21 protein-coding genes are annotated in these 24,024 nt (G+C 49.5%); 1 reads left to right on the top strand and 20 read right to left on the bottom strand.

Annotated features, from left to right (window positions below; genetic code table 11):
- The first annotated feature begins 112 nt into the window (after positions 1-112).
- Positions 113-862 carry a TraR/DksA C4-type zinc finger protein gene (locus L6442_RS10295; protein ID WP_194230017.1) on the top strand — a complete coding sequence of 250 codons (750 nt, stop codon included), beginning with the start codon at positions 113-115 and terminating at the stop codon, positions 860-862.
- Between the two features lie 24 nt (positions 863-886).
- Here L6442_RS10295 and L6442_RS10290 read toward each other — a convergent pair whose 3' ends face one another.
- The 20 genes from L6442_RS10290 to mraY all read right to left on the bottom strand — a co-directional run bounded on the left by L6442_RS10290 (position 887) and on the right by mraY (position 24,010).
- Positions 887-1,219 carry a DUF5665 domain-containing protein gene (locus L6442_RS10290; protein WP_212980104.1) on the bottom strand — a complete coding sequence of 111 codons (333 nt, stop codon included), beginning with the start codon at positions 1,217-1,219 and terminating at the stop codon, positions 887-889.
- A gap of 197 nt (positions 1,220-1,416) precedes the next feature.
- Positions 1,417-4,509, bottom strand: coding sequence for an isoleucine--tRNA ligase (gene ileS / locus L6442_RS10285; protein WP_212980103.1), 3,093 nt, complete (start codon positions 4,507-4,509; stop codon positions 1,417-1,419).
- A gap of 1,592 nt (positions 4,510-6,101) precedes the next feature.
- Positions 6,102-6,608: a DivIVA domain-containing protein gene (locus L6442_RS10280; protein WP_212980102.1), complete on the bottom strand. Its 507-nt coding sequence runs from the start codon at positions 6,606-6,608 to the stop codon at positions 6,102-6,104.
- Positions 6,609-6,763: 155 nt separating this feature from the next.
- Complete coding sequence (locus L6442_RS10275; RefSeq protein ID WP_212980101.1) at positions 6,764-7,546, bottom strand: YlmH family RNA-binding protein; 783 nt, start codon at positions 7,544-7,546, stop codon at positions 6,764-6,766.
- Positions 7,543-7,824, bottom strand: coding sequence for a YggT family protein (locus L6442_RS10270; RefSeq protein WP_194230115.1), 282 nt, complete (start codon positions 7,822-7,824; stop codon positions 7,543-7,545). The genes L6442_RS10275 and L6442_RS10270 overlap by 4 nt, the downstream gene beginning before the upstream one ends.
- A 4-nt stretch (positions 7,825-7,828) precedes the next feature.
- A complete protein-coding gene (locus L6442_RS10265; RefSeq protein WP_194230116.1) occupies positions 7,829-8,272 on the bottom strand; it encodes a cell division protein SepF in 444 nt (147 codons plus the stop codon).
- On the bottom strand, positions 8,272-8,964 hold the full coding sequence (locus L6442_RS10260; protein ID WP_194230022.1) for a YggS family pyridoxal phosphate-dependent enzyme: 693 nt from the start codon (positions 8,962-8,964) through the stop codon (positions 8,272-8,274). Before L6442_RS10260 ends, L6442_RS10265 begins: the two co-directional genes overlap by 1 nt.
- 7 nt (positions 8,965-8,971) lie before the next feature.
- On the bottom strand, positions 8,972-9,826 hold the full coding sequence (gene pgeF, locus L6442_RS10255; RefSeq protein ID WP_212980100.1) for a peptidoglycan editing factor PgeF: 855 nt from the start codon (positions 9,824-9,826) through the stop codon (positions 8,972-8,974).
- A gap of 38 nt (positions 9,827-9,864) precedes the next feature.
- Positions 9,865-10,179, bottom strand: coding sequence for a YlmC/YmxH family sporulation protein (locus L6442_RS10250; protein ID WP_194230117.1), 315 nt, complete (start codon positions 10,177-10,179; stop codon positions 9,865-9,867).
- Between the two features lie 307 nt (positions 10,180-10,486).
- Entirely contained in the window at positions 10,487-11,269 is a 783-nt protein-coding gene (gene sigG / locus L6442_RS10245) for an RNA polymerase sporulation sigma factor SigG (protein WP_194230024.1), read from the bottom strand.
- A gap of 78 nt (positions 11,270-11,347) precedes the next feature.
- A complete protein-coding gene (gene sigE / locus L6442_RS10240) occupies positions 11,348-12,070 on the bottom strand; it encodes an RNA polymerase sporulation sigma factor SigE (protein ID WP_212980099.1) in 723 nt (240 codons plus the stop codon).
- Positions 12,071-12,296: 226 nt separating this feature from the next.
- Entirely contained in the window at positions 12,297-13,271 is a 975-nt protein-coding gene (spoIIGA, locus tag L6442_RS10235) for a sigma-E processing peptidase SpoIIGA (protein ID WP_194230118.1), read from the bottom strand.
- A gap of 835 nt (positions 13,272-14,106) precedes the next feature.
- Entirely contained in the window at positions 14,107-15,228 is a 1,122-nt protein-coding gene (gene ftsZ, locus L6442_RS10230; RefSeq protein ID WP_194230026.1) for a cell division protein FtsZ, read from the bottom strand.
- Between the two features lie 53 nt (positions 15,229-15,281).
- Positions 15,282-16,559, bottom strand: coding sequence for a cell division protein FtsA (gene ftsA / locus L6442_RS10225; protein WP_194230027.1), 1,278 nt, complete (start codon positions 16,557-16,559; stop codon positions 15,282-15,284).
- A gap of 273 nt (positions 16,560-16,832) precedes the next feature.
- On the bottom strand, positions 16,833-17,603 hold the full coding sequence (locus L6442_RS10220; protein ID WP_194230028.1) for a cell division protein FtsQ/DivIB: 771 nt from the start codon (positions 17,601-17,603) through the stop codon (positions 16,833-16,835).
- Positions 17,604-17,660: 57 nt separating this feature from the next.
- Entirely contained in the window at positions 17,661-18,944 is a 1,284-nt protein-coding gene (gene murA, locus L6442_RS10215) for a UDP-N-acetylglucosamine 1-carboxyvinyltransferase (RefSeq protein WP_212980098.1), read from the bottom strand.
- Between the two features lie 414 nt (positions 18,945-19,358).
- The gene (gene murG / locus L6442_RS10210) at positions 19,359-20,468 is read right to left on the bottom strand and encodes an undecaprenyldiphospho-muramoylpentapeptide beta-N-acetylglucosaminyltransferase (protein ID WP_212980097.1); all 1,110 of its coding nucleotides are present in this window, start codon (positions 20,466-20,468) and stop codon (positions 19,359-19,361) included.
- Between the two features lie 5 nt (positions 20,469-20,473).
- Positions 20,474-21,571: a stage V sporulation protein E gene (gene spoVE / locus L6442_RS10205; RefSeq protein WP_194230031.1), complete on the bottom strand. Its 1,098-nt coding sequence runs from the start codon at positions 21,569-21,571 to the stop codon at positions 20,474-20,476.
- Positions 21,572-21,619: 48 nt separating this feature from the next.
- The gene (murD, locus tag L6442_RS10200) at positions 21,620-23,041 is read right to left on the bottom strand and encodes a UDP-N-acetylmuramoyl-L-alanine--D-glutamate ligase (RefSeq protein WP_212980096.1); all 1,422 of its coding nucleotides are present in this window, start codon (positions 23,039-23,041) and stop codon (positions 21,620-21,622) included.
- A 3-nt stretch (positions 23,042-23,044) separates the two neighbouring features.
- Complete coding sequence (mraY, locus tag L6442_RS10195; RefSeq protein WP_194230033.1) at positions 23,045-24,010, bottom strand: phospho-N-acetylmuramoyl-pentapeptide-transferase; 966 nt, start codon at positions 24,008-24,010, stop codon at positions 23,045-23,047.
- Positions 24,011-24,024: the final 14 nt, after the last annotated feature.

Below are 24,024 nucleotides of genomic sequence, written 5' to 3'. Positions count from 1 at the left end.
GAGAAGATTTTCCTTATGTAAAACCTTCTCGTTTCGCGCATCATAAAATGGAGAAATGGTCTGAAGGGCGGCTGCCTTCCCGCCAGAGTCACAAGGAAAGGGGTTCATATCCATGCAGCATCTTACCGCTTCGCAGCTTAAACACCTCCGTTCCCAACTGGAGGAGCAGAAACGGTCCTTAGAGCAAAAAGACGAGCAAAACGATTCTTACGGCCTCGATGAATCCATGCGCGATGAAATCGGCGAACTTTCGCTCATTGACAACCATCCTGGGGATGTAGCTACGGAATTATATAATCGTGAAGTGGACCTCATGCTTCAAAATCATGATGACCGTCAGCTGGCGTCTATCCGTGATGCATTAGAACGTATTGATCAAGGTACTTACGGCATCTGTCCGATTTGCGGCAAGCCCATCCCCTATGCCCGTCTCGAGGCAGTCCCGACGACAGAATATTGTGTTGAGGACACTCCCAGACATCATGTGTCAAACTACCGACCGGTGGAGGAAAACTTCTTGATGCCGCCCTTTGGCCGAACAAGCCTCGATGAACGCGATGATCAAAACGGTTTCGACGGCGAGGATACATGGCAGGCTGTCGAAAATTTCGGGTCATCCAATACGCCGGCAATGGCCGAAGGCAATGAAATCCACAGCTACGAAGAGATGGAAATCGAAGCCTCGGAAGAGCTGGAAGGATGCGTTGAGCCTTACGAGGCTTTTGTCGCCACCGATATTTACGGCAATCTGATCGACATCGTGCGGAACCAGCAATACCGCAAATATATGGACATGGGCGAAGGCGTCGATATGTATCGTCTCGCCGAAGAAGATGAGGACGAAGAGGATTTCCTTCTCTGATGACCTCTATTTGCAGCAAAACGCCTAATACGATTTCAACTCCATCTGGCGCTGAACGATGCGTACGATGTCCGCAATATAATCCCCGATAATGGGCAGATTTAAGGCACCGAGCACCTGCAAAACATAAATGATCGTTGCTGCAAAAAATGTAAAGCCGATCGCGATCCCGACGCCGCGCGCCGTTCCGGCCAGCACATTCAACCAAATCAACCGCAGCGGTTTATGCAGAAGTTGGGTATAATCGGCGATCCGCGATCGCTCCAGTTCATCGGCAATTTGGGCCGTAAGCTTATAAATCCGGTTCAATTGCTTTTCATCCGTATTCGTTTCGCCGTTTTTTGGGTCATTCACCATGGATTCTTCCCCTCTTGAATTCGTCACCTTGCATAACGAAAAAGAAAACAAACGAGCCCAAGGCCGCAAGATCACTCGATCTTGCGCTTGAAGGCTCGTTTATTCATTTTGTTTGCTATTATTTGCCTAAAAGGCGGCTCTCATTCAATAAGGAAGCATCAAATTGATCGGATTGGAACAACTTTAAACAACAAACCTTATCCGGCAATGTGAATGCCGAGCTTTTTACCCGCCAACTCCACTGTTTCCATCTGGTCTTCCTTGCCGAATAACACATCTTTGACCAGAACATTTTCGCGCAGCACGCTGTCAAACGCCTGAATAGCCTTAGCCAGCTCTTCGTCTGCGTCCAGAACCAAAGTAACGCGTTTTTCAATCGGGAGATCCAGCTTTTTGCGGTAATCCTGAACGGCACGGACCACTTCTCTGACCCAACCTTCTTGCTCGAGTTCAGGCGTGATCTCCGTATTCAAGGCAACCGTGATGCCGTACCCGGAAGCTGAAGCAAAACCGCTCTTGGCCTTTTTCTCGACAAGCAGCTCATCGGCCGTAATTTCAAGCTCCTCGCCTGCCGGAGATGTTACGCGGATACTTCCGGATTGTACTGCAGCTCTCGTTTCATCCGGAGACAGATCTTTCAAGAAGCCTTGGAGGAACCCGATGTTTTTGCCGTATTTTTTGCCTGCTACTTTCAAATTCATTTTGAGTGTAAAATCCACGAACCCGCTGTCGCTTGTTTCAACCACAAGGTTCTTCACATTGATTTCCTCTTTGATGATTCCCTCATAACCTGCGGCATCAAACGGATGATCCATGGAGATGATCAGCTCAGACAAAGGTTGACGCGTTTTAATTCCTGTTTCATTCCGCACGTTGCGCGCAAGCTCAACGATTTGCCGGGCCGCTTCCATGTCCGCTTCAAGCGTTTTGTCGATCAGCGCCTCATCCGCTTGCGGGAAGTCCGCCAAATGCACGCTGCTGCCACTGCCGAGGTTGGTATAAATGTCTTCGGACAGGAACGGCGTATATGGCGCCATCAGTTTGGAAAGCGTCAGCAGCACATGTGTCAGCGTGCCGTAAGCGGCAAGCTTGTCTTCGGTCAGGCCGCTGCCCCAGAAACGGTCGCGCGAGCGGCGGATATACCAGTTGCTCAACTCGTCGATAAAAGCTTCGATGCCTTTGGCTGTATTCAGGAAGTCATTCACCGCAAGGCCTTTGTCAACAACCTGGATCAAACTGTTCAAACGGGACAGAATCCAGCGGTCGAGTTTGTTCTCAGGAAGCTTGAACGGATGTTCCGCCGGATCATACCCGTCGATGTTCGCATACAGCGTCAGGAATGAATGGGTGTTAACAAGCGTGTCCACGACCTTGGATTTCGCTTCCGCGACGATACCTTTGGAGAAGCGTTTGCTGTTCCAAGGCGCACTGTCGGCCAGGAGCGCCCAACGGAACGCGTCGGTTCCGAATTCATTGATGATCTCCCAAGGGTCGATGACATTGCCTTTGGATTTGGACATCTTCTGTCCATTCTCATCGAGAATATGTCCTGTAGCGATAACCGCTTTATATGGCGCTACGCCTTTGAAAAGCGTGGAAACCGCCAGCAAGCTGTAGAACCAGCCGCGGGTTTGGTCAATGCCTTCGCAAATCATGTCCGCAGGAAACTGTTCTTCAAAATTTTGCTCATTTTCAAATGGATAATGATGCTGCGCGAACGGCATCGAACCGCTGTCAAACCATACATCGATGACTTCGGATGTACGCTCCATTACGCCGCCATCGCAGTGTGGACATTTTACTTTTACTTCGTCCACGTAAGGCTTGTGCAGTTCAAAATCATCAGGAAGAGCCGTAGTCGCACGCTCTCGCAGATCTGCAAAACTGTGCGGAGCGTATTCCTTTTTACAGGAGTCGCAGACCCAAACGTTCAGCGGCGTACCCCAATAGCGGTTACGGCTGATGTTCCAGTCCACCAGATCCTCAAGGAATTTGCCGAAACGTCCTTCGCGGATGTGGCCCGGGAACCACTCCACGCCGTTGTTGTTGGCGATCAGTTGATCTTTAACGGCAGTCGTTTCGATGAACCAGCTCTCCATCGCGTAGTAGAGGAGCGGAGATTTGCAGCGCCAGCAGAATGGATAGCTGTGTTCGTATTTTTCCTTGCTGAACAGCAGTCCTTTTTCGGAAAGCATCTTCACGATGTCCAGATCGCAATCTTTGACGAAACGTCCGGCCAGATCCGTAATTTCATCGGTGTAACGTCCTTGGGCGTTGACAACGCTGATGAAGCTGATGCCATTTTCGCGGCAGGTTTTGTAGTCATCTTCACCGTGCGCAGGCGCCATGTGAACGATACCTGTACCGCTCGCATCCGTAACGAAAGAAGCGCCAACGATCAGATTGCCTTTTTCCGGATTCGTATACGTAAATGGCGGGGTATAGGATTTTCCGATAAACTCGGAACCTTTATGCGCGGACAAAACCTTATAGTCTTCTTTCATCACGTCTTCGACCAGGTTTTTGGCTACGATATAAACTTCTCCGTCCTTCTGTACACGTACATAGTCCATATCCGGATTCATGGCGAGGGCCACGTGAGCCGGAAGCGTCCAAGGAGTTGTCGTCCAAGCCAGCACATATTCGCCGCTGTCATGCAGCTTGAATTTGGCTGTCGCACTGAGATCCTTGACGTCCTCATAACCTTGCGCCACCTCATGGGAGCTGAGCGTTGTTTGGCAGCACGGGCAATATGGGCTGACACGGTGGCCGCGGTACAGCAGGCCTTTGTCATGGATGGTCGCCAGGATGTTCCATACGCTTTCGATGTAGTTGTTCTCAAGCGTGATATATGGATGATCGAGGTCTGTCCAGTAGCCGATGGCTTCGGTCAGCTCTCTCCACTGTTTTTCGTATTCGAATACGCTGGCTTTACATTTCTTCACGAACTCTTCAACGCCGTATTTTTCGATTTCCTGCTTGCCGGAAATGCCGAGCTGCTTTTCCACGCCAAGCTCAACCGGCAAACCGTGAGTATCCCAGCCCGCTTTGCGGACGACGCGATAACCTTTCATCGTTTGGTAGCGGCCGATAAAGTCTTTGATGACCCGGCCCAGCACGTGCCCGATATGCGGTGCGCCGTTAGCAGTTGGCGGCCCTTCATAAAACACGTAATTCGGTCTGTCCTTCCGGTTTTCCATGGATTTGCGGAAGGTGCCTTCCTCATTCCATTTTTTCAGCACGCGCAAATCGCGTGTGCGCGCTTTTTCTTTGACATCGACTTTTTGCATCTTTTTCAACCTCCAAAATCTTTCGAAAGATTTTCCCATCCCTCTAAGTCCCCCTTCATAAGGGGGATCCCGAGGCTCTGCCCTCTGGATTCCCGAAATGGTGTTTTCCCATCCCCCTCAATCCCCCTTCGTAAGGGGGACTCCGAGGGCTCCGCCCTCTGGACTCCCGAAATGGTGTTTTCCCATCCCCCTCAATCCCCCTTCGTAAGGGGGACTCCAAGGGCTCTGCCCTCTGGACTCCCGAAATGGTTCTGAACAGTCACAGAGGACGGACTTTCAAACTTTGTATGTTATACCCGCTTTTCGCCCCTATTCTTTGCTTTGCAAAGAACGGGGCACGCTTAACGGATGCGCACCTTGGCCAAATCGAAAAAAGTTACTTTTGCGCTATCCCCCCAATTCACGCATGAAAGGTTCCCGAGGACGATCCCGGAGGGGAGAGCGAGGATGAACCGAGCACTCCGCCTAAACCACCTTTATCGCGCCGCACCCACGCACGCATGAAAGGTTCCGAGGACGATCCCGGAGGGGAGTCGAGGATGAACCGGGCACTCCACCTAAAGCACCTTTTATTGCTCCACACTCAAAGCACGCATGGAAGGTTCCCGAGGACGATCCCGAAGGGGAGTCAAGGATGAACCGGGCACTCCACCTAAACCACCTTTATCGCGCCGCACCCACGCACGCATGAAAGGTTCCGAGGACGATCCCGGAGGAGAGAACGAGGATGAATCAATCACTCCACCTAAAGCACCTTTATTGCGCCACTTTCCATCCCTCGCCAAACTTTTGGGTGTCCAGAGGGCGGCGCCCTCTGGGGTCCCCCTTTTGGAAAAGGGGGATTTAGGGGGATTCGAAAAAAGATCTCGAAGAAGCTTCGAAAACACAAATAAAGCCTCATCCCAATAAAGGGACGAGGCTTCTGCTCGCGTGACCACCCTAATTCCGCTCAAGGGGAAAATCATAATCCCTGAACGACTCCTCAAGTCCTCGCCTTTAAAGCTGCCCGCAGGGCAACCTCTTCTCAACAAGGAGCCGATATAACGTTCGGCATTCCGGCTTGGCTTACGCACGTTAGCAAACTAACGATTCAGCCTCACTTCTCAGGGAGGATCTTCGGCTTCGGTCTGAACATTGGCTCTCAGCAAAACGCCAACTCTCTGGAGAACAGCTTCCAAAGCTTACTTATCCCATCATCGAATACGTATACGCATAGTTATTGTGCGATGCACAACAAACCGATATGACTATAGTTATAGTCTTTTTTCACCCAAAAGTCAACCAAGCAGAAGCCTAATAGTGCGTGTTCAAAAAGATCGGTTTTCAGCACCAAGAAGGTTGAATGAAGCTAGGGGCTGAGGAGCAGAGCGTACGTTTAGGTACGTGAGCACCGGAAGGCCCGGCTAAATTCAAGATTCGATGTCGAACCCGCTTCCTGATTCACTTCGTGTTAGATATAGAATTTATAAATTATCAGCTGCGCTGATGAAATTCTATATCGCAAGAAAAACATCTGCTAAAAGCGGTCTGGCTTCATAGAAAGTACGTCGATAGATGTTTTTCTTATCAAAGGCGGTCTTTTTGAACAACCTCTAATACACTTCATTTGCTTCACGCGGCGTTTCAAGAGCCTCGCTGGCGGCTTCCAGCGCATCCCAGCCGTCTTGGCTCAAAAGCTCAAGCTGAGCTTCAACCAACGTCCGGAAACGGGTGCGGTAGATTGATGCCTGCTTTTTAAGTTCTTCCACTTCCATTGCGATTTTCCGCGACTTTGCCAATGATTCGTTAATAATCCGGTCGGCATTTTTCTCGGATTCCTTAATGATAAGCTGCGCTTCTTTTTTCGCATTGTTTTTCACTTCATCCGCCGCTTCCTGGGCTACGATGATCGTTTTAGAAAGCGTCTCCTCAATATTTAGAAAATGGTCCAGTCTTTCCTGCAAAGACAACAATTGGTTATGAAGGTCCTTGTTCTCCCGAATGACGCTTTCATAATCCTTAATGACCTGATCGAGGAATTCATTGACTTCATCTTCATCATAACCCCGGAGCCGGCGGGAAAATTCCTTGTTATGTATGTCCAGTGGCGTTAATGGCATAGATGTGCACCTCCTAAGAATGTTCAGGTCTCCCTGTTATCAAACGGATCTGTGATACAACCCACTTTGGATTGTATCGGCTGAAGAAAACCATTTTGTTAGTAATCGCTTGAATAATTCATTTCGACAGGAAAAACCTATTTCCTGCTGAGAGTCTACACAAATTTACCTACTCTAACCCGGTAGCGCCCCTTTTTGGTGACATCTCCCGCCTCCAGCACCTTGAAACGGCCAAATCCTTGCATAGAGACGACATCCCCTTCTCTTAGCTGAACAGAAGGATCCTCTTCGGTTTTCCAGTTTACGCGGCAGCGTCCCGCCCGGATTGGAACCAGCACTTTACTCCGGCTTAGACGGTAAACATCGGACGCAATGCCGTCAAGACGCAAAGAAGCCACCGTAATATCAAGCATCTCCAATGAGGTTTTGCTTATACGCAGCTGCTCAATTGGCAAAATCTCGCTCTGGACATGTATACGGTGTACCTGATTTAAATTCATATCAAGAAAAGCGCTGATTTCCTCACAAACAACAGCATGGCAGCCATCTTCCAGTACATGAATGTCACCGATTTTGGAACGTTTGATTCCGAGTCCGAGAATCGATCCCAGGTAGTCCCCATGCTCCAAGGCCAGAAATTTTTGGTCTGTGGAATCGATGCGAAGCACCTTCAGCTTCATATCCTCGGAGCTTAAATCACGGTAATCGGGAGCGATAAGCGCCCGGCACCGCTCCGCCTCGGCATGGCCCCCGTCGAAACGGACCTGCACATCCGGATGACGGTTGGCCAGGGACTCCAGAATAACGGTTTGCCTCGGATCCAAAAAGTCCGTTAGCCTGCTTTCGTGGAACTGGCCCGCATGAACGATCCATTCCCAGGCTTTGTCAACAAACTCACGCTCGTCCGGATGAAAATGCTCGTAAATATCCAATTTCATAATGTATACTTGTAAATCTGGAACAGGATTGCGTATACGCCCCGCTCGGCGAATTGGAGAACAAACAGCGCAACAATCGGGGAAATGTCAATAACCCCCATAATCGGCGGTATAAACCTGCGGAACGGTGACAGATACGGCTCGACTAGCTTGCCCAAAAACTCGCCGATAAAGCTTTCACGGATATTTGGAAGCCAGGACATCAGTACATAAACGATAATCATATAAAAATAAATTCGAAACAGGTACTGCACAATTATGATTACATCGGTCAAAATTGGTTCACCTCATTCTGTTGTAGTCATGTTCATCACCCAGTATTTCCGAAATGGTGCCTGAAATTTCAACCGTATCCGGCGTGCACAAAAAGATGTTGCCACCAATCTTGGAAATGCCGCCGCCTAAAGCGTAGACCGTGCCGCTGAGAAAATCGATGATCCGCAGTGCCTGATCGGTGCGCACTCTTTGCAGATTCACGACCACCGTACGGTGCGAACGCAAATGATCGGCAATTTCTTGGGCCTCATCATAGGAGCGTGGTTCATGCAGGATAACCTTAACGTTTTTTTGCGAGTGAATGCTGACGACATTATTTACTCTTTGGTTTTTACGCGTTTCAAGCGCCGGAGTTTCAATTTCTTCTTCAGCGGGAAGCTGCTCCCGCTCGACCACTTCCTCCTGCTCCTGCAATCCCAAAAAAGACATGAATTTATTCATGACGCTCATCATTCTCCCTCCTCTTTCCCAACTAAAATGCTGCCTAAACGGACCCAGGTCGCTCCTTCCTCAATAGCAACTTCAAAATCGTTTGACATGCCCATGGAAAGCTCTGTTAACGGTTCTTTTGTTACGCCCCTGCGATTCAAATCATCCCTCAGCTCGCGAAGATCCCTGAACACAATGCGAGTATCCTCCGGCCGATCCTCAAATGGCGCCATGGTCATAAGGCCGATCACTCGAATATGAGTGAACTTCTGAATTTCCTCTAAAAAAGCTGCGGCTTCTGCCGGAGCCATCCCATATTTGCTTTCTTCTCCGGAAACATTGACCTGCAGGAAGGTTTTAACGACCAACCCATGAGCAGCAGCGCACTTCTCCATTTCCTTCGCCAGAGACATCCTGTCTAATGAATGAATATATTCAAATTTGCCGATGACATCTTTGACCTTATTCGTTTGCAAATGTCCAATGAAATGCCAAGTTCCGCGATTGCCGAGGGCGTTCCATTTTTCCTGTGCATTCTGCCAACGGTTCTCCCCCACATGCTTCAGGCCGCTGGCCAATACCTTGTCTACCATCGCCGTAGATACGTATTTAGTTACTGCTACAATATTTACGTCTTCAGCGGACCTGCCGCTGCGCAGGCACGCTTGTTCAATTCGTTTGTTAACTTCCCTTATTCGCTCTTCCAGACTCATGGAAGGCTCACCTCTCTTTTAAACCGATCCAACTAGCCATTCGTCCCGTTGTTCCCCCATCCTTACGATATGAGAAAAACAAATCATTGCGACAGCTCGTACAATATGATGTACATTCGATATGAGTCGGCAATATTCCTGCTTTAATCATAATGTGTCGATTCAATTCTTTCAAGTTAAGCATGAATTTGCCGTTATTTTTGGCTGTGTACAAGTCGGGACGGTGGTCGTCGCCATTGCCCAGGAAATTTTTTTCTAAATCATGGACATGGGAAATGACTTTTCCATCGACTTCATAACAGCAGGATCCAATCGAAGGACCGATGGCTGCCCGGATATCCTCAGGCCGGCTTCCAAAAGCCTCCTGCATCCGTTCCGTCATTTTGACCGCGATCTTGGCTACAGTCCCTTTCCATCCTGCATGAGCCAACCCGACCGCTTTTTGCTTCGGATCCAAGAAAAAGAGAGGTACGCAATCCGCGTAAAAGGATGTCAACAACACGCCAGGCATATTGGTTAGAAGTCCATCCGTATCCTGAATCGCCGACTCTCTGTTTAAGTTTCCGGCCCCAATCCGCGCATGATCGATCACGGCGATATCGGCACGGTGAACCTGTTCCCCGCATGTCCATGCATCAATTTCGAATCCAAGTCCGGCGGCAACAAGTTTGCGGTTTGCAATCACGTCCTCCGGACGGTCGCCGACATGAAATGCACAGTTCAACGTATCATAAGGCGCTTGGCCCACGCCTCCGTTCCTCCCTGTAAAACCGGCGGTAAGTTCTTCGCAGCCGCTCATCCAGGATTCCAGCATAAACAGCGCAGGCTGATCTCCAGCCTCCCTCAAAACAAACGGTTCCATCCTATTCACCTCGACTACCAGTGTACCATATCCGCCCCTCACAAGTCCCTGTAATTTCGACGCTCCCGTTCCGATCGCTCCAAATAAGCCGCGGATGCTTTTTCTTCCTGAAGGGTCTTGAGCTCCTCCATTTTGACCAACACTACATCAGAGCCGATTTTAACTATATTGCCCCATGGAATAATCAAATCCGCTCCCCCGCCAAATAAACCTAAAAATTTGCTATAGCTGGGCACGACAATAGCGTCGATCCGGCCCTGACGGAGATCAAGCTCGAGATCACTGATCTGGCCGAGTCTCTTGCCGTCCACAATATTGATGACATCTTTTGTTTGAAAATCGGATATCTTCATATTCTTTTCCACCGCCCGCTGATCTGGAATCAAAGACCGCAACCCCTTTTCCTAAATTTCGCTGTCTCGTCCGCTTCTTCACGCATATATGATATGTATATGTGCGGGCTGGGCAAAATGCCCTTCTTTTTATGGAATTCCTCCTGCAGCGGATAATATGGCTGGCATTTTTTCCAAGGTTTGTGGCAGGTACTTCGATTAAAGACATTGGAAAAAGCGACCCTGTCCGGATCGCTCTTCAGTTATCACGATTTGGCTCCAACATAAACTGGCGCGAGAATCGCTATATTTCATTTGATGGTGGTCTTTAGGACTTTACGTGTTTTTGCATCTGCTGAATCGCCGATTTTTCCAAGCGTGATACCTGGGCCTGGGAAATACCGATTTCATCGGCTACCTCCATTTGGGTTTTCCCTTCAAAGAAACGCATGGACAAAATCATTTTTTCCCGCTGCCCCAGCCTTTGCATAGCTTCCCTCAGGGCGATTTCCTCGATCCAGAAAACATCCTTGTTCTTATCGTCACTGATCTGATCCATCACGTAAATGGGATCTCCGCCGTCATGGTAAATCGGCTCGAACAGCGATACAGGATCCTGGATGGCATCCAGAGCAAACACGACATCTTCTTTTGGTACATTCAATACTTCGGAAATTTCGAAAATGGTTGGTTCCCTGGAATTCTGATTCGTCAAGGAATCGCGCACCTGCAGCGCCTTATAGGCGATATCCCTCAGCGATCTCGATACGCGAATCGGATTGTTGTCCCTTAGATACCTGCGAATTTCCCCGATGATCATCGGAACCGCATAGGTCGAAAATTTCACGTTTTGCGACAAGTCAAAATTATCAATGGCCTTCATGAGTCCGATACAGCCTACCTGAAACAAATCGTCGACAAACTCCCCCCGATTGTTAAAGCGCTGAATCACGCTGAGGACCAGTCTCAAATTGCCGTTAACCAGCTTTTCTCTGGCTGACCGTTCGTTGTTTTGCTGCAAGTCATGAAACAATTCCCGCATTTCCACATTGGTTAGGACCGGTAATTTTGCGGTATCCACACCACAAATTTCGACTTTGTTTCGGGTCATGATGATATACCTCCCAAGAAGAAACATTAATGTACATTATCTCCCTGGGGGCTCATTTTATTCCTGACTGGAAAATTGCTACACCATCTTATTAAACTCTTTCCGAAGTCTCTTAATGATTCTTTTTTCAAGTCTTGATATGTAGGATTGAGAGATCCCGAGCATATCCGCGACGTCCTTTTGCGTCTTCTCTTCGCCATCCTGAAGCCCGAAACGAAGTTCCATAATCGTGCGCTCCCGGTCGGTCAGTTTTTCAAGCGCTTTGTGGAGCAGCTTCCGGTCGACTTGTTCCTCGATATTGCGGTATATGGTATCGTTCTCGGTCCCGAGCACATCCGAAAGGAGAAGCTCATTGCCGTCCCAATCAATGTTCAGCGGTTCGTCAAAAGAAACCTCGCTGCGAATTTTGCTATTGCGGCGCAAATACATCAAAATCTCGTTTTCTATACAGCGCGAAGCATAGGTTGCGAGCTTGATCTTTTTCTCGGGATCAAACGTGTTGACCGCCTTAATCAGCCCGATCGCACCGATGGATACCAGATCCTCGATGTTGATGCCGGTGTTTTCGAATTTGCGGGCAATGTAGACAACCAGGCGCAGATTGCGCTCAATCAGCATCGATCTGATCGCTGCATCTCCTGTGGAGAGCCGCTGCAGAAGATACTCCTCTTCCTCGCGTGTCAGCGGTGGAGGGAGCGCCTCGCTGCCGCCGATATAATAGATTTCTTCGCTTTTTAATCCCAGCAGAAATAGGAGCCGGTAATATTGCAGTTGAGCCATCAATCGCCATTTTACTAGCATTTGTCGTCCTCCTAAAAGTTTCCCGAAGGGAAACTGTCATCGTAAGCATAAGCTTAATTTTCCGAAGGGAAATTTACTTCGTTAGCATAAGCCTAATTTTCCGAAGGAAAATTCATCTTCGTAAGCAGGGCTCCGTTTTCCGTAGAAAACTGGCATTACATAAACTTCACAAATGAAACTGTCTTCGCAGGCACGCCATCATTTTCAGCCCAGCGCACCAAAGCCGCTATAAACCGATGGACGTAGGAGTTACAGGTGGCTTCGTTTCAGTCTTCACACTGTTTTCCTCCTGCACCAGATCTGGGTGGATAATTGCCTGATAAGATCTGTCGCCGGACAAATTCCCCCCATCCAGCCCTATCAAAACCTTAACTGCACGGCTTGTCTGATTGCCGATTCGTATTTCCACGGCATCCGGTTTGATAGCAAGCATAAAAGCCGAGCCACGGTTCACTCCGCGATATGGCACCAACCGCAGCCGGTCACGCCATTCAAAGTCTGCATCGTTCATCTCCAGGAGGAGTTTGTCCGGCTCTCCCCCGGAAAGCCGTTCCAGCCAGGATGCCGGAAGCTTTTCCTTCCAAAGCGCTGCTTCCATTACCATGACAGGCGTCCGTGTCAAAGGATCGGCAAGCTGGTTTCCGGTATCCAAAAGACCTGTACAGCTAACGTCATAACCTCCGATCGTGACGATTACCTCTCCCATGTACTCCTGCCTATTCTCCAGCTTCCGCCGCGTGGAATATACGAATTTGAACCACAACAGCACGGCAAAACACATGATAAACGTAAACCAAAACCCGATTTTCAGTTCAAATGAAAGTCCGCCCGAAGCCGTAAACCATATACCGTTAAAAATCTCTCCCGTATTTTGAAGCAAATAATGGATACCGATAATTCCCCCTGCGGCCGCAAAGTTGATGATATAAAAAGCCCCCATATTCCGGATATAGTTTTGCAGACTTCCAAAACCAAAAGCAATCCAGAGCATGAGCAGAGACAATGCAAATTTAATGATAAAGGTATACATAAAGGAAAGCTCAGGCAGAAACATCATAACGACGTACAGCGCTCCTACCATCGCCGCTACCGCCAACCGCCACCACCGCAGCCGCTGTTTCCTCATCCAGGCGGTAAGCCACAAGAGCGCGCCATCGATTAACAGGTTGGTGATGAAAATCAGATCAATATAGACAACCAGCCTTCATCACCTGCCCGTATAAGTGGATTCTTTCGGAAATTGCTATGATAACCTTCATCGTCCATCGTGGCTTTTTACTTGGGAGATGTATTTAGTATAAAAAGAACCCGATTCAAAGTCTGTCTAAAATTGGGAGCTGGACATCAACTTTTTTTGTCGAGTTCCGAAGGTTTTTGAAGGTGCATTTCAAGCACAGATGGCAGTGGATGTGAGGAAATGTTCGTTGAAAATCTGGGTGAAATGTATATCTGCAAAATAACCGCCGGCATGTTTCGCTAATTTTGACGATCGAAATTTTCCCACGGCACAGCGAACTAAACTCATTTGTCTTACCGACGTATTCTGCAAATTGAATTTCTACGGTTCCCGTTCAATGATTTCGATTCCGTCTCTTTTGGAACCTCTAACGAAACCTGCAAGCGTTATTTGAGCAAAATCGTGCTTCTCATTTTTCTAAAGAAACTGGAGATCGTTATGAACCAACTTAGAAGGTAGTTTGGCTGCTTTTTGATCAAATAACGATATATGATGTTTCGTTAAAATTTTTTCAGCGCCGTTTTTACGGTTTTAACGCTTCCCCGTTTCGTTAGCGCATCATTCACGCATAGTTCACCCAACCGGCCGTTGTTCTTCACCTATGTGCAAGCCCACAGTTTCGCGCATCTTTTCCGTACTATTCACTCACCCTACCATTCCTCTTCACCTATGTGCAGCTATAGACCTCCCCGGTTTCGTTAACGGTATTTAAGCATCTGGCAGGTCTTAATGACTTATAACACAAAAGACCCGCTTCCATTCAATATGGAATACGGGTCTTTATGCAAATAGGATGTTATTATTCCTTGTTCTGACGTGAACGATTCCGCAGGAATGTCGGAATGTCCAATTGATCGCCGCTAGGCTGGTTGCCAAACGGACGAAGGTTACTCGTCTGGTTGCTGCGGGTCACCTCGGGTTCGGCTGGCGCTGCTCCCGGCTTACGTACAGGCTGCGCCGGCACGCCATGGCTCTCGAAACCGGTCGCGATGACGGTTACCTTAATATCATCATTCATACCTTCGTCGATGATTGCACCGAAGATCATGTTCACTTCTGGATCGGAAGCGGCGGTTACAATCTCAGCCGCTTCGTTAACCTCGTAAAGCGACAGGTTCGCTCCACCGGTAATGTTCATGATGACGCCACGAGCGCCGTCGATCGAAGTCTCGAGCAGCGGACTCATAATCGCTTTCCGAGCCGCTTCCGCTGCACGGTTCTCTCCATTGGCAACGCCGATTCCCATCAAAGCGGAACCACGCTCGGTCATGATCGTTTTTACGTCCGCAAAGTCGAGGTTGATAAGGCCAGGAACCTGGATCAAGTCGGAAATACCTTGCACCGCTTGATGAAGCACGTTGTCGGCTGCGCGGAAAGCTTCAAGCATCGGAGTCTTTTTATCTACGATTTCCAAGAGTCGATCATTAGGAATAACAATCAGCGTATCGACTTTTTCTCTGAGAGCATCAATACCCAATACGGCCTGTTTGGAACGTCTGGGCCCTTCAAATGTAAACGGGCGTGTCACCACGCCTACGGTCAATGCTCCACATTCTTTTGCGACTTCCGCAATGACCGGAGCAGCGCCTGTTCCTGTGCCGCCGCCCATACCAGCGGTAACGAACACCATGTCAGCACCTTTGAGGGTATTCATGATCAATTCACGCGACTCTTCAGCCGCCTTTTTGCCCACTTCAGGGTTGGCTCCGGCACCAAGACCGCGGGTCAATTTATCCCCGATTTGCAGTTTATGTTCCGATTTGGCCATATGTAAAGCTTGGGCGTCGGTATTCACCGTAATGAATTCCACGCCTTGTACGCCATTTTCAATCATGCGGTTAACGGCGTTGCTTCCGCCGCCACCTACTCCAATTACTTTAATCTGCGCCAAGCTCTCCATTTCAAAATCAAATTCCAACATACTTTTCCATCTCCCCCTCATTGTGCATGGATGGCCCGTCCACTTTATTTAGCCTATATGAAATCACTGAAAATATTTTTCAATCTTTCAATAAAGCCGGGTTTCTGGGCGGTCTCCGGATTCGAAGCAGGACTCGCTTTAGGGCGGTTCACTGTTTTCTTGTTGCCCGCACTGCTCACGTTTGCGCCGCTTGTGCTGCGCAATCGGATGCTGCGCATGACGTTGTGCAAAATGCCGACACCGCTGGTATAACCAGGGTCTCTTACACCAATATAATCAGGCACGGCAATTCTGACGGATGTTGCGAGTTCGCTCTGGGCAACCTGCAAAACTCCTGGCATGGATACAGTGCCGCCAGTAAGTATATAACCCCCTGGGAGCTCAACGTAACCAAGACGTTTCACTTCTTCACGGATTAGATGGAATATTTCCTGTACCCGCGGCTCAATGATCGCAGCCAAATCTTCTTGGTTGAATTCTTTCTCCACATTGCTGCCGATACGGACAACTTTGAAGGTAACGTCAGGAGCGGCATCCGCCATCAGGGCGCAGCCGTATTTCAGCTTGACCTTCTCCGCCTGATCCGTCAGCGTCCGCAGGCCATAAGCGATATCATTAGTCACAAATTCACCGCCAATCGGCAGTGTAGACGTTGAAACCATGGTGCCTTCTTCAAAAATGGCGATTGTCGTAGATCCTGCACCGATATCGACCAATACCGAGCCCATCGTTTTCTCATCCTTAGATAAGGCAAGTTGTCCCGCCCCTAAAGACATGAGAACCAGATCTTTAATTTTGAGACCTGATTTTTCAACGCAGCGCAACAGATTATGTATGGCCGTCTTCGCGCCTGTAATGATGATGGCTTCGACTTCCAACCGGACGCCGATCATGCCGCGCGGATCATGAATTCCCTCCAGGCCGTCTACTACGTATTGTTTTGCAACCACATCAATGATTTCCCGATCAGGCGGAAGAGCCACAACCTCCGCGGCTTTAAGCACGCGTTCAATATCCTCCTCGCCAATTTCCCGATCCTCGTTCGATACTGCCACGACACCGTGGCTGGATTGAAGTCCGATATGATTGCCCGAAATGCCGACATAAACCTCCGATATTTCAATACCGACCATGCGTTCCGCATGATCAACGGCACTGCGGATAGATTGAACTGTCTGGTCAATATCTACAATCGCACCTTTGCGAATTCCTTCCGAGTCGGCAGATCCAACTCCAATAATATTAAAGGTTCCATTATTCACTTCCCCAATAATAGCACGAACTTTGGATGTACCGATGTCCAAACTAACAATGATGTCATTGTTGCTCAACTGTGGCACCTCCTGTTTTCTAAAATATCTTCCCAAATGACTCAAACACTCAATTCTACATATTCAACATAGAATAATCGATCCCTCTTTTTTCTACAATTTTTTCGATGCCAACTTTTACTAATCCAATATAAAAATTTAAAGAAAAAAGAGGGATACTTCAATGACAAAACGAACAAACACCTTTTCTCTCCGAATAACTTTATCGGCATTAAAAAAACAAAATTTAGTTCGAACTGTATAGATAACCCATAAAATTAATTGTAACATTTTTTAGTTGCCATGAGTAGTGGCTTTTTGGCTCGGGTCCTCGGTCGTTACAGGCTGAAAAGGTGTGTATGAGTCAGCCTCCAGCATCGTAATGGTCCCCGGCTGCGCCGTCTCGATCACCTGATTCAAATATTCGATTTTATCGGTCAAAAGCGAGATCGAAGTGATCACAATAAAACGGGATCTGGTGTACATCTTGATTCTGTCTGGAAAAGAGGCCGTTGGAGAAGGCATAATCTCAGAAATATCCGAGGTCAGCTCATTCGGGATTTGCCCCAGCACCTTGCACAGCTTGGCTTTATTAGGATCATCGGCGCTCCATTTGGTCAAAATCGGCTTCTCCACAGCGATACCGCTGCTGTTTACGGCAACTTTGGAACCGCTGGCCAGAATCGCATCGAGTTTCCCGTCAGCCCCCAGTTCGTAAGCCACTGTCGGGTACTCTTGGATGCTCACGCTGATTTTGCCCGGGAAATGCTTGTCCACTACCGCTTTTTGAATCGATTTGATTTGTAACAGCTGGCTTTCAACGTTGGAAGGCGAAACGCCAAAATATTGGCTTCCCATCTTCAGCCCACTGGCCTTCAGTAACTGCTCCCTTGAGGAGAATGTGCTGCCCGTAAATTGGATCTCCGTCACCTGGCTTACGGGTGAGCGGAAGAACAAAACGACCAGGATCGCGGCAAACAACAGCACCAAAACGGCAATGACTTTCCGGCTGGACTTTTTCTTGGGCTTGTTTTCTTTTAAAACGGGAATGTGAGCTTTTGGCATAGGATTCTCTCCACAAAATACCTCTTATCCCCTCTGGCAGAGGGGATAAGCATGGTGTTAATTAGCTAAATCCAGTGATTTGGGCACCGGTGTAAATCGGTGCATATCCGCACCTAAATTTTGGAATAATTGCTCAATATGTTCATATCCTCTGTCTATATGATGCACCTGTTCCACGATTGTTTTCCCTTGGGCAGCCAGTCCGGCAATCACAAGCGCCGCTCCGGCTCTTAAATCCGTCGCTTCCACAGTGGCTCCATAAAGCCGCTGTACGCCGCGGATAAATGCGCAGTTTAAATCAGTCGATATATCCGCCCCCATCCGGGTCAGCTCATCCACATGCTTAAACCGGCCTTCAAAAACCGTCTCTTTCATCACGCTGAAACCGTCGGCGAGCGACAACAGCACCATCACCTGGGACTGCAAATCGGTCGGAAATGACGGATACGGCGATGTCACAATACGTTCAATCGCTTTGGGACGGCTCATGCAGCTCACATTTATTATATCATTGCAGGTACTGATTTGAACACCGGCCCGCTTGAGGACGTGGATCAAGGATGACAGATGCGCCGGATTCGAATGAGTCAGCGTCACGTTGCCCCTGGTTGCGGCCGCGGCAATCATTACGGTCCCTGCCACGATCCGGTCGGGGATAATCGTATACGAACAGGGCGATAACCGGCTTACCCCCTGGATCGTAATCGTGTCCGTTCCCGCCCCGATAATGCTTCCGCCCATGGCATTCAGGAAATTCTGCAAATCCTGAATTTCCGGCTCGCGCGCCGCATTGGTGATGATTGTCGTGCCTTCGGCCATAACGGCCGCCATCATGATGTTTTCGGTCGCACCGACACTGGGGAAATCAAGATGGATATCGGTACCTTTCAGTTTAGCGGCCCTGCAAATAATCTGCTCTTCGAGTTCCTCGATTTCGGCGCCAAGCGCTTTAAGCCCCCGAAGATGAAGATCGATTTTGCGTTCTCCAATCGCGCAGCCGCCGGGCTGGTATACGGCCACCTCCCCAAACCTCGCCAGCAGAGGCCCCATCAAAAAGATGGAAGAACGCATCTGCTTCATCAAATCTTCCGGTACATGAAACGAATTGGCGGACGACGTATCCACTACAACCGTCTCCCGATCATGCAAGGTCGTGCAGCCGATCCGATCCAGGATGTTCAGCATCACTTCAATATCCAGAAGACGGGGAACATTGCTCAGCTGAACCTTGCCTGCGGCCAACAAGCTCGCTGCCAAAATAGGCAGAGCGGCATTTTTTGCTCCATGGATACGTATGGTTCCTGATAGGGATTTGCCACCCTCAATCACCAATTTGTCCAATGTATCACCTCCGAGTTTACCCCTCAACCGCTGCATGATCCTCAAGAGGCATCTGCCCTGATGCCTTACCCGGAATTGACATCCCGTTAACGTCAATGCTTTGGAATGAGAACGTCCTCTGCTGTCGTTTGACCGGTGAATATCCAGTACAATCTTTCAGCGGACTTATTTATTCTAGCGTGACACATCAGACCCGCGGGCTCCGGCGTGCATGGATACAGTTACTTGCGGCGGGCGGCTCTCGTCAATTAACCGGTATTTGCCTGAATGCAAGAATATCCGTAATAGGGACAGCTACGGATCGGACTGCAACATTCGGGTCAATCCAGGGGGCCGGCTTTCGGGTGGTGACTGTCACGATTATAGAGTATCTTATGTCGTACGTACCCGGTGTGTGACAATCGCCCAGCCCGTTTAGCGTCCTGCCGTCAGTCGGCGCATCTCTTCGACGATCATATTGGCGGAATCGGGCTTGCCCAATCTGCGGGATTGCTCGGACATACCCTTTTGCACCTGGATATCGCCCATGATTTCCTCAATCATTTGATAGAGCTGCCGCCCCGTCAAATCCTTTTCCAAAATAACCTTCGCCGCTCCCGCTTTCTCAAGCTGCCTTGCATTGGCTTCCTGGTGATTGTTGGTGACGTTTGGCGACGGAATCAAGACGGAAGGAATCCCCAAAGAAGTAATTTCGGCAAGGAAGGATGCTCCTGCCCGGTTGACGATAAGTGAAGTCGCTGCCAGTACCTCCGGCATATTATGCACGTACGGAAGTACATGCAGATGATTCGGCATGCTTCCGAGTCTTCTGCGAACATCTTCCCGCGTCTTCTCGAAGTAATTCTCCCCGGTCACGTATACGAAATGGATATGCTTGAGATCTTCCAACATCGGCGCCATGTCGATCATCGCATCATTGATGGCTTTTGCCCCGCGACTTCCGCCAACAACAAGCACGACAGAACTTTCCATCGGGATGCCAAGCGTTGCAAACCCGCGTTCCCGATTGGCAGATTGCACGGTGGTTGCCCGCGGATTGCCTGTATAGATAACCCGCTTTGCTTTAGGGAAGAAATGTTCCGAACCCTCAAAGCTTACAGCAACGGTATTGACATATTTACTGAGAAATTTGTTAGTCAACCCGGGAATCGCATTTTGTTCATGGATCATGCACGGAATACCGAGCTTGGCCGCCGCATAAACGACAGGGCCGCATACATAACCGCCGGTACCGATCACCACGTCCGGCTTAAATTCGGCCAGCATCCGTTTGGATGTTTTCACGCCTTTGAGAAACCGGATCACCGTCTTAAGATTGTCTGCGGACAATTTGCGGCGGAAGCCGGTAATATCAATCGATTGAAAAGGAATTTGCTCTTGCGGCACCAGTTTGCTTTCCAAACCTCTCGTACCGCCGATATATAAAAATTCTGAATTAGGATCTTCTATTTCACACTGCCTCGCAACAGCGACAGCCGGATAAATATGCCCTCCGGTACCGCCGCCGGTTAGAACGACGCGCATGCTGATCACCTCGCATAACGTGATAGATTAAGTAAAATTCCCAAGGCGGTCAGCATCAGTGTAAGCGATGATCCGCCATAGCTGATGAGCGGCAGCGTAATGCCGGTTACCGGCATAAGTCCGATGACCACGCCGATGTTAATGACGACTTGAACCGCAACCATGCCTATGATACCTACGGCAAGCAAGCTGCCAAAGCGGTCCGGAATCGTCATCGCAATGCGCATGCCCCGCCATACCAAAATCAGGAACAGCAGCAGCACGATCAGACCGCCGATGAAGCCAAGTTCTTCAGCTAGAATCGAAAATATAAAATCCGTTTGCGGCTCCGGAACATAGCTGTACTTTTGCCGACTCATGCCAAGCCCAAGGCCGCCCAGCCCTCCCGGGCCGATAGCGTACAATGATTGAATAATTTGATAACCTGCCCCCAGCGGGTCGGACCACGGATCAAGGAACGCGGTAATGCGCTTTAGCCGATAAGGCGCTGCAAGAATAAGTCCGACGAACCCGGCCGCTCCGGCCAAGCCGAGCATCCCTAAATGGCTAAGACGGGCTCCGGCCGTAAAAATAATCATCATGGACGCCCCCATCATAACAGTGCCCGTGCCCAAATCCGGTTGAAGCATAATCAGACCGAAAGCCAGACCGAGCAGGCCAAGCGGCGGCATCAAGCCTCTGCCGAACTTCGTGATATCCCACTCCTCGCTGCTCAGCCATTTGGAGAGAAAAAGAATCATGCCGAGTTTCATAAACTCGGAGGGCTGTATGCCAAACGAACTGATCCCAAGCCAGCTGCGAGCGCCTCCGCGCACAACCCCGACCCCGGGGATCAAAACAATGACGAGAAGCGCGAAGCAAACGATCAAGATGATCTGGGCATATTTTTTCCAAACGCGAAAATCGATGCTGGCTGTAAAAAACATTGCAGCAAGTCCCAATCCTGCAAACAGCAATTGACGCTTAACGAAATAAAAGGAATCCCCATATTCGTGAAATGCCAATACAGAGCCTGCGCTGTACACCATAATCATACCGACGATCAGCAAGCTCAAAATGCAGAGAAAAAGCCACAAATCCGGCGCCGGGCGTGTCTTGTTCATGAAGAGGCCACCTTTTGCACAAAAGTAGGGGCTTATCCACCCCCCTACTTAAAGATTATGCACCGCCTCTTTAAAAATGCGTCCACGCACCTCGTATGAGGCAAACATGTCCCAGCTGGCACAAGCCGGTGACAAAAGCACGATGTCTCCCGGGCTTGCGGCGGCTGCAGCTTCTTTTACAGCTGCGCGGAGCGTTTCGGCGGCGTCCTCTCCATTATCGACGACAACAATCTGCTTTAATCCCGCCATTTCGGCTGCTTTCGCAATTTTATGCGCGGTTTGGCCAAGCGCTACGACCGCCTTCACCCGCTCCGACAAAACCGGCACTAATTCCGTATAATCCGAACCGCGGTCCAGTCCTCCGGCAATCAGCACAATTGGCCTTTTAAAGGATGCGAGCGCCATCGCCGTCGCTTTGGAATTGGTAGCCTTGGAATTGTTGTAAAAAGCGACGTCACTGCGATCCATTACATATTCCAACCGGTGTTCAACGCCGCGGAAGGAGGACAATGGGCCTCTTAACCGATCTAGAGGCGCGCCTGCCGCGATCGAAATCGCACAGGCCGCCGCCGCGTTTGCGATATTAAAGCGGCCCGGAATACCGACTTCCTCCACGGGGATGATCTCCGTCACCTGACCGTGCGCATCGCGGTATACGATCGCACGCGGCAGCGAATCCTCTACATCCGGGATATAAGGCGGGCTGACATAAACCCCTTCCACCAACTCTTCATTGGTAGAGAACGGCAGCAGTTTGGCCTTGATGTAGGGAACGAGCTTGCGGCAGGTTGAATCATCCCAATTGAGGACTGCGGTATCTCCTTCTCCCTGATTGGCAAATATTTTCGCTTTGGAAGCTACGTAATCTTCCATGTCCCCATGGTAATCCAAATGCGTTTCCGCCACATTAAGCAAACATCCGATGCGAGGTCTGAATTCCCGCGTACCTTTCAGTTGAAAACTGCTGAGCTCGGTCACCATCCAATTGCCGCTGTCCGCGCCTAGCGCGGCTTCGCATAGCGGCGTGCCGATATTTCCTGCCACAATCGGACGCATGCCGGCTTCTTCCAGCATATTGCCGACCCAGGTTGTCGTTGTCGTTTTCCCGTTGGAGCCGGTAATGCCGATGATCGGCGCATCACAGATATGATAGGCAACTTCCACTTCGGTTATCACATCAATGCCAAGGTCCAACGCTTTTTGCACAGGCTGAACCTTATAGGGAATACCCGGATTTTTGACAAGCAGAGAAATACCGGGATGAACCAGATTCTCCGGATGTCCGCCACAAATGACGGTAATTCCGAGCGCCTCCAGTTCCCCGGCTTCTGGACATTGATCTCTGTCTTTTTGATCGTTTGCCGTTACAATCGCGCCGAAGCTGTGCAAAACTTTGGCAACTTGTACACCGCTTTTAGCCAGCCCCAATACGATAACTTCCTTGCCCCTGTATAATTCTGGATGCTTCATTGTCTACAACCCCTTGTTCAAGTAAAGTCCAATGCCTGCGAGTATGATGCCTACAAACCAGAACGTGATGACTACGCGCCATTCCGACCAGCCGGACAATTCGAAGTGATGGTGGATCGGACTCATTTTAAATATGCGTTTGCCTCTGGTTTTAAAAGAGACCACCTGCAGCACGACGGACAGCATTTCGATGACGAACACGCCGCCGATGATGATGAACAGCAGCTCGGTTTTGGTTACGATCGCAATCGCCCCGATGGCCCCCCCAATGCCAAGCGAACCCGTATCGCCCATAAACACTTTGGCGGGATGCGCATTAAATACGAGGAATCCAAGCACCGCACCGATCATGGCTGCAGCGCATACGGCTGCCGACAACGATGTCGCCTGCATCGCCACAAGCGCAAAAGCGGCGAAAGCGATGGCGCTGACTCCCGACAGCAAACCGTCCAGGCCATCCGTAAAGTTAACCGCGTTGCTGATGGCCAGCATCATGATCACGATAAACGGGTAATAGAAAAATCCGCCCCAGTCGAATGACAAGGAAGTTCCCGGAATGCTGATCGCCGTGCTGTGGCCGTTTTGTATCAGCAGTATGCACATAATCGCCGCAAAAAGCAGCTGGCCGATCAGTTTCTGGCGTGCCGTCAGTCCGAGCGAACGTCTAAATACGATTTTGATATAATCATCGAGAAATCCGATGAGGCCAAATCCTAACGTTGCCACCAGCAGCACATAAAAATCGGTATTCACGACCGAAAATTTCAAGAAGGTCAGCGTAAACGCCAAAATGATCACGACGCCGCCCATCGTGGGTGTGCCGGCTTTTTTCAGATGGCTCTGCGGCCCGTCGTCACGCACCTGCTGCCCAAATTTCAAGCGCCTGAGCAGCGGAATCAGAAGCGGTGAGGCAATGACGGCAAGAATAAATGAAACGCCTATAGTTAATAGCAGTAGTTGATAGTCCATGGATTCACCCCCCT

Origin of the sequence: Paenibacillus azoreducens (assembly GCF_021654775.1) — a bacterium.
GTDB classification, from domain to species: Bacteria; Bacillota; Bacilli; order Paenibacillales; family Paenibacillaceae; genus Paenibacillus_AQ; species Paenibacillus_AQ azoreducens.
This window is presented reverse-complemented; position numbering and strand designations above follow the sequence as displayed.